Source organism: Streptomyces sp. SA15 (assembly GCF_002291145.1).
Classification (GTDB): domain Bacteria; phylum Actinomycetota; class Actinomycetes; order Streptomycetales; family Streptomycetaceae; genus Streptomyces.
This window is the reverse complement of the sequence record NZ_NTGE01000118.1, coordinates 1-6707: the sequence shown is the minus strand read 5'-3', so window position 1 is coordinate 6707 and position 6707 is coordinate 1. Positions and strand designations below refer to the sequence as shown.

Genomic DNA, 6707 nt, shown 5'->3' with positions numbered 1-6707 from the left:
CCTTCGGGCGGACGGGTCCGGTACGTGCCGTCGCGTGGGCAGACCTGGCCCGCCCGCTCGGGCAGGGCGAGGTGCACTGCGGCGAGAGGGGTCTCGGCGAGCCCGTCCAGCCGGAGCGGGGACGCGCGCGTGCCCAGCGCGCGAGCCGCGAGCCACAGCGCCGCGGCGACGTGCCCGGTGTCCAGCAGCATCAGCGGCCAGGCGCGGTGGCCGTAGTGGGAGACCGTGCGCCGTGGGGTGACGGAGAGTTCGACGGTCGCCCCGGGCAGCGTTCCGTCGGGTTCCTGGCCGAGGCGGTGCACGCGGTGGCGCAGCGGGTCGTAGCCGTAGCGCCCGGGCGGCAGCGGGCAGCCGGTGCCCACGACGAGTTCGGCGTCCACCGGGTGCAGCGCGCCCGCGGAAGGTGCGGGCCGCAACCGCCCGGAGCCGTCCGAGGCCGCCAGGGAGAGACGGAGCAGGGCCCGCAGGTCCAGCTCACCGGGACCGGCCTCCGGGATGGGGCACGGCGGCCCCGGCCAGGCACGGACGGCGGGCCCGGCGGGTGTGTCGGGGCCGGGATCCTCCGAAGAGCGGGCGCGGGCGAGAGCGGTGACGAGGTCCACCGGACGGTACTGGTCCGCGTGCCCCACGGCGCGTGCCTCATCTGTGTGTTCCACGGGACGGGCCTCAGACTCGGGTTTCACGGAGCGCCCTCACATGTGGGGCGGAGGAGCCAGCGTGAAGTCCTCCGGCCCGCTCGGTGCGGTCGAGCGCCAGCCGCGGGCGACGGCGGCGTCGGCGAGGCGGGGGCAGCCGAAGTAGCCGAAGGCGGCGGGGGCGTTGGGGAGGAGCCCGGAGACGAGGACCCGGGCGACGCGCAGGGACGTTTCGGCCACGTCCTCGGTGGTGAGGTCGAACGTCATGACACGGTGGCCGCCCTCGTGGAGCGCGCGTTCCAGCCGGTCCCGGCTGCCGGGCTCTACCGCGTCGATGGACACGGTCCCGTGCGCGGGCTCGGTGAACCGCCGGGCCTCGGGCGCCATCCGCTCGTCCAGCCACACCTGAACGTGCGCGCCCAGGTCCCGTACGTGCTCGAACTGTTCGCCGCACACATCGAGATAGCGGCCGTCCGCGCGGTGGTCCAGGTACAGGCCGCGCGCGAGCAGCCCGGCCTCGACGGCCTGGAACACCCAGCCGTCGGGGTCGGTGAGACCTTGGGTGAAGACCCAGGTGTGGACGGCTTCGAGGACGGCCTTGCGGGCGGCGTCGGCCGGGTCGTACTTGCAGGCGAACCCGGCGGCGTACAGGCCGAGCCGGGGGTCGTGGACGAGCGCGGCCATGCAGGGGGCGAACTCCGAGGGCATCTCGACGAGATGGACGTCGAGCGCGGATCCGGCGAGGTCGTCGACGAGGCCGGGCACGCTGGCGGGGTCGATGCCGCGGGCCGGGCCGTCGAGGTGCCACCACAGTTCGAGCGCGTCGCGTTCGACGATCTCCAGCAGGCCGCGCTCGGCCGCGTCGCCGAAGCCCTGCCCGGTGGCGATCCCGGCGTAGTTCAGGTGGTGGGTGCGCGGCAGCGAACGCAGCTCGCCCTGGCGCCAGTTGAGGTGAGTGAGCGCGACCGGCGCCCACACCTCGGCGGTCCGCCCCTCGGGCAGCCGCTCGGTACCGCGCGTCCACAGGGACGGCGTGTCGGAGGTGAGGGGGCGGTAAGGGAACTTGTCGCGGGCGTACTGCCAGTCGGCGTAGACCGGCAGCTCGTGCGGACCGTACAGCCGCAGGCCCTTCTCGGCCAGCTCGGCGGCCGTGGCACGCAGAGGGGCGTCGGGGTGGCCGGGCGGCGGCACGCGGTTGCCGCAATACCGCTCGATCCCCTCCGCTATCGCGGCTGTTCGGGCACCCTCGGGGTCGCCGAAGGTGGTGCCGAGCGACACCCGGTCGGCGGGCCACAGACCGAGCCGGCGGGCGTCGGCGATCTCGGCGGTGAGCGCGGTATAGCGGGGTGGTGCGCCCGCGGGGTGCTCCACGGGTTCGACCTTGCGGACGATGCCGCAGATGGGGTCGACGAGAGCTTCGAGCGGCAGCGCCGTCATAGCAGGATCTCCTCTGCGGGATCGGTGGGGGTGGGAGGGGACATGAGCACGGGCAGCCGGAGTGCCACGCTCCCGGGGTCGACTTCGCGCCGGGAGGTGAGCAGCCGGGTGGCCGTGACCGGGTCGTCGCCGGTGTGGGGGTTGCGGGCGTGGGCCGGGAAGTGGTGCCCGGCGATCTCCAGGCGGAGCCGGCTGCCCGCGGGCAGCCGCCGCACAAGCCGGCCAAGTCCTACCGTGAGCTCGGCGTTCCTCCCCGGTGGTTCCTCGCGTCGGACGACACCGACGGCGAGCCGCTGGGCCACCCCTGCCGGCGTGATGGTGACGAGCCGGACGGCCCAGTCGGCGGACGGAGTGTGGGCGGTGGCCCGCAGCCGCACCTCTGCGGGCCCGACCACGTCCAGCGGACGCGGCAGTGGCGGGGTGACCAGCAGACAGCGGTCGGGCGGACCGTCCGTGGGGACGGCCAAGTCCTCGGAGGACACGGGGCGTTCGGGATCGGCCGTGAAGGAGGAGCCGTGCAGCAGCCGTACGTTCTGCGTGCGCGGCTCGCCCTCCGTGTCGGCGGGCACCCACAGCGGGCTGCCGCCCAGGCCGACCGCACCATGGTGCCCGGGGCCGAGGTCCCCGGCGAGGGCGCGGCGGGCCCAGCGCACGTACAGCTCGCCGAGGCTCACCCGGTGCGCGGGCTCGGCATCGGGGCCGGGCTCGGCGACCAGGCCGTGCCCCCAGGGGCCCAGCAGCAGCCGCGCCGACGGACCGCCCCAGCGGCGCCACAACGCGACGGTGTCCTCGGTGAAGTGGTCGTGGTGGCCGCCCACCGCCAGCAGGGGCATCCCGGCGTGCTCCGCCTCCGAGACGAGCCGGCCGCGTTCGCGGTGCCGCCACAGGCCCGGCCAGGAGGGCAGGCTCCGGCCGAGCCGCTCGGGGAGGCCGGTCAGCGGCAGATGGGTCAGCAGACCGGGGTCCGCGGCGAGGGCCTTGTCCAGGGCGCTCTCGTCGGAGTCCGGCCGGTCGCCGTGGGCCGCCCACCACCCGGCGCGGGCCAACAGCCGTTCCACGCCCGAGGGTTCGCGAGCCGTCGCGGCGGGGTCCAGCGCGGACACGGCGGCGATGACGGCGTCGGGCCGGGCGTCCGCGGGCGAGTCGAGCGCGAGGGCGAGGGCACAGTGAGCGGCATAGGAGGCGCCGACGGCGACCAACTGCCCGTCGCTCCATGACTGCCCGCGAATCCAGCGGACGGTCGCCGCTCCGTCGGCGGCCTCGTTCTCGTACGGGTGCCACTCCCCCGGCGAAGCGTGCCGGCCCCGTACGTCCTGGACCAGCGCGGCGAACCCGCGGCGGGCCCAGCCGCGCAGCTCGGCCCGGTGCCGTCTGCGGTCGTAGGGCGTGCGGATGAGGACGGCCGGGACGGGACCGTCGCCGTCCGGAAGATGGACGTCGGTGGCGAGCCCCTCGACGGCCACGGTGAACGGCGTCATCCGGCCTTCCTCGGCATCTGGGCGACGTCGGGCACGGGCAGCACGGGGTGCTCGGCGACGGTCAGCGTGCGCAGGTCGACGCACCGGAGCCGGCGCCGGGCGGGCAGCTCGCCGGTGTCGGGCGCGCCGGTGGCCCACCGCCTGAGGTCGTCGGCGAGCAGGGCGGCCAGCAGCCCCGCAGCCGGGGCGGTGAGGTGAACGGGCACGCCGGACGTACGGGGCCCGCTCCAGTAGGCGGCCAGCTCGCGGTGCGCGGGTGTGGCGGCGAGCCGACGGGCCCGGACGTGCGCCGAGGTGACATCCCCCGCGACGGCGGCCAGCGGCTCGACGTACGCCTGCCAGCCCTCACGGTGGCAGCGCAGCCAGGCGATGCCGCGCTCGGGCAGCCGGTCGGCGGCACCCCACAGCCCGTCGGGCACGGGCCCGTCGAGGCACCACACGACCGCGGCGGGCTCGTCGGCGGACAGGTCGTCAGCCGTTCCGTCGGGAGCTGCCGTTGTCGGTTCGGCGCCCAGCGCGCGCAGGAGCGCGGCCAGTGGTTCGGTCAGTACCGGGTCGCCCAGCAGCCGGATGTCCCGGCGATCGGCGGGCCATCGCGGGCTCCGCGGTCGGCCCGCCAGGTACCCGGCATTCTCGAAGGCCCGGACGATGCGGCCGAGTTCGTCGTCCGGCTCACCCGCAGTCGTACCGGACAGGCGGGAGAGCAGGGCGTCCTCGTCCGTGTCCCCCGTCCTGACGCTGAGGAACTCCCCCTCGGCCGTGCGGACGGCGAGACCCCGCCCGGGTACGGAGACGATCTCGACACCGGGCACGAGCTGGCTGCGGGACACGTCCGATCCTCCTGTGGGAAGGGCCTGGGATGGCATGGGCCCGCCCGCAAGGTGACGGGCGGGCCCACGGTCGAGGGTGCTGGGCCCTCGCTTACTCCTCGTTGTCCTCGAAGGGGTTCTCGACGAGCGCGTTGGAGTGGGAGGCCGAGGCGTGGGCCAGCTGGCCCTGGTCGGCGATCGGCGTGAAGATCTGCTCGTTGTCCATGAACTCTCCTTGTTCCTCAGGGAGATACGGCGTTCGGGTGAGCGCCGCCGCCGACTCTAATGAATATGATTTTCATTCTCTAGAGCGGGGAGGGGGTGATCTGGGTAACACACGGGCCAGCCCCCTTCGGGGTCCCGGCCGACCCGGCCGGCCACCCGGAGGACGTCCGCCAGCAGCCCGGGCGTGACGACCTCCTTCGGCGTCCCGTCGGCCACCACGCGGCCGTCCCGCAGGGCGACGATCCGCTCGGCGAACCGGGCCGCGTGGGCCAGGTCGTGCAGCACCATCACGGCGGTGAGGCCGCGTTCCTCACGCAGGCGGACCACCGTCTGCAGCACGTCGAGCTGGTGGTGCAGGTCGAGGTAGGTGGTCGGCTCGTCCAGCAGCAGGACGCGGGTGTCCTGGGCGAGCGCCATCGCGAGCCGCACCCGCTGCCGCTCTCCCCCGGACAGCGCGTCGACGTCACGCTCGGCCCACTGCTCCACGCCGACGTCGCGCAGTGCGCGGCGTACGACGGGGTCGTCGCCCTCGCGCAGCATGCCGAGCGGGCCGCGCGCCGCGTACCGCCCCTGCCGGACGAGGTGACGCACCGTCATACCGGGCACGGCCGGGGCCGACTGGTGCAGCAGCGCGACCCGTTGGGCCGTGGCGCGCCGGGACAGCCGCGCGAGGTCGTCCCCGCCGAGCAGCACGCGCCCCTCGTCCGGCCGCAACAGTCCGGCGGCCAGCCGCAACAGGGTTGACTTACCGCAGCCGTTGAGGCCGATGAGGGCGGTCAGCTCACCCGGCTCGACGGTCATGTCGACGCCCCGCAACACGGGTTGTCCCGGGTACCCGAAGTGGACCCCCTCGACGCGGATCCCCACGGACTCGGTCATGCTCTGTCCTTAAGTCGACATCAGAACGTACGGCTCGGCGCGCGGCGCACGACGACCAGCAGCAGCGCGGCCCCGAGGCAGGCGGTGAGCACCCCGACCGGCAGCGTGAGCCGACCGGAGTCCAGCGCGGCCGCCAGCAGTCGCGAGGACAGCTGTGCCGTCGCGTCCGCCCCGCACACCACGGCCGCGCCCACCAGGGCGGCGCCGGGCAAGGTCACCCGCAGGTCGGCGCCGAAGACGGCCACGGCGAGGTGCGGTACGAGCAGCCCGACGAACCCCAGCGCCCCCACGGCGGCCACCGCACCCGCCGTCAGCGCCACCGCGCACAGCAGGGCGAGGGTCCGGGCCCGCCTCACGGAGAGCCCGGCGGCGAGGGCGAGTTCGTCCCCGCAGCGCAGCAGGGTCAGCGGCCCGGTCAGCAGCCACGCCGCCACTCCCCAGGCCAGCGCCCACGGCCACAGCAGGTGCCAGTGCTGCCACACCCTGCCCTCCGTGGTGCCGACGAGCCACTGCACGACGCTGCCGAGCTCCCCCGGATCGACGAGCAGCACCATGGCCGTGAGTCCGCCGAGCACCGCCGACACCAGCACCCCGTGGACGGCGGTCTGCGCGGGGTCGCCGCGGCCGCGCCCGGCGAGCAGCCACAGCAGCGCGGCCCCGGCGCAGCCGCCCACACACGCGGCGACGACCACGGCGAGGGGCGATTCCCACCCCGCGAGCCCGAGGCTGGTCGCGACGACGGCCCCGAGCACCGCCCCCGGCGTCACACCCGTCACCTCGGGCCCGGCCAGCGGGTTGCGCAGCGCCGACTGCAGCACCAGGCCCGCCACGCCGAGGCACGCCCCCGCGCCGAGGGCCACCAGGAGACGGGGCAACCGGAGCTGGAGCAGGATGTGCCGTTCTGTCGTATCGCCGCCCCCGCCGAGGACGTCCCAGACCACGGCCGGGGACATGGCGCGCCCGGCCACCAGTTCCGCACCGGCGCATACGACGGTGAGTGCGACGAGCACCGCGAAACGCCGGCTCACCGGACCTCCTCCGCTCCGGTCGCCTCACCGCGTGCGGCGGAAACTCCGGAAGGGTTGTCGCTCCTGGGATCCCCTCGACGGACATGCTCTCGGGTCCCCGTGGAAGGCTCCTTCTCCGACGGGCCGGAGGGTACGGCTTCGGCACCCTGCGGTGCCGAGCCCGCCACCGCGGTGCCCGCCGCTCGGCGCCGGGCCGCCGGCCTGCGGTTGCCCGAC

Annotated in this window: 6 protein-coding genes and 1 pseudogene; all 7 read right to left on the bottom strand. The window is 75.2% G+C overall.

Annotated elements, in window-relative coordinates:
• A pseudogene (locus CLM62_RS27755) lies at positions 1-656 on the bottom strand (SagB/ThcOx family dehydrogenase); the annotation flags it as partial.
• A gap of 36 nt (positions 657-692) precedes the next feature.
• On the bottom strand, positions 693-2072 hold the full coding sequence (locus tag CLM62_RS27750; protein WP_095752644.1) for a YcaO-like family protein: 1380 nt from the start codon (positions 2070-2072) through the stop codon (positions 693-695).
• On the bottom strand, positions 2069-3550 hold the full coding sequence (locus tag CLM62_RS27745) for a CocE/NonD family hydrolase (protein ID WP_095752643.1): 1482 nt from the start codon (positions 3548-3550) through the stop codon (positions 2069-2071). The genes CLM62_RS27750 and CLM62_RS27745 overlap by 4 nt, the downstream gene beginning before the upstream one ends.
• Complete coding sequence (locus CLM62_RS27740; protein ID WP_095752642.1) at positions 3547-4380, bottom strand: hypothetical protein; 834 nt, start codon at positions 4378-4380, stop codon at positions 3547-3549. The genes CLM62_RS27745 and CLM62_RS27740 overlap by 4 nt, the downstream gene beginning before the upstream one ends.
• A gap of 91 nt (positions 4381-4471) precedes the next feature.
• The gene (amiA, locus tag CLM62_RS51935) at positions 4472-4585 is read right to left on the bottom strand and encodes a streptamidine family RiPP (RefSeq protein WP_257004127.1); all 114 of its coding nucleotides are present in this window, start codon (positions 4583-4585) and stop codon (positions 4472-4474) included.
• A gap of 56 nt (positions 4586-4641) precedes the next feature.
• Positions 4642-5463, bottom strand: a complete 822-nt coding sequence (locus CLM62_RS27735) for an ABC transporter ATP-binding protein (RefSeq protein WP_095752641.1) — start codon at positions 5461-5463, stop codon at positions 4642-4644.
• Positions 5464-5483: 20 nt separating this feature from the next.
• Complete coding sequence (locus CLM62_RS27730; RefSeq protein ID WP_095752640.1) at positions 5484-6491, bottom strand: iron ABC transporter permease; 1008 nt, start codon at positions 6489-6491, stop codon at positions 5484-5486.
• Positions 6492-6707: the final 216 nt, after the last annotated feature.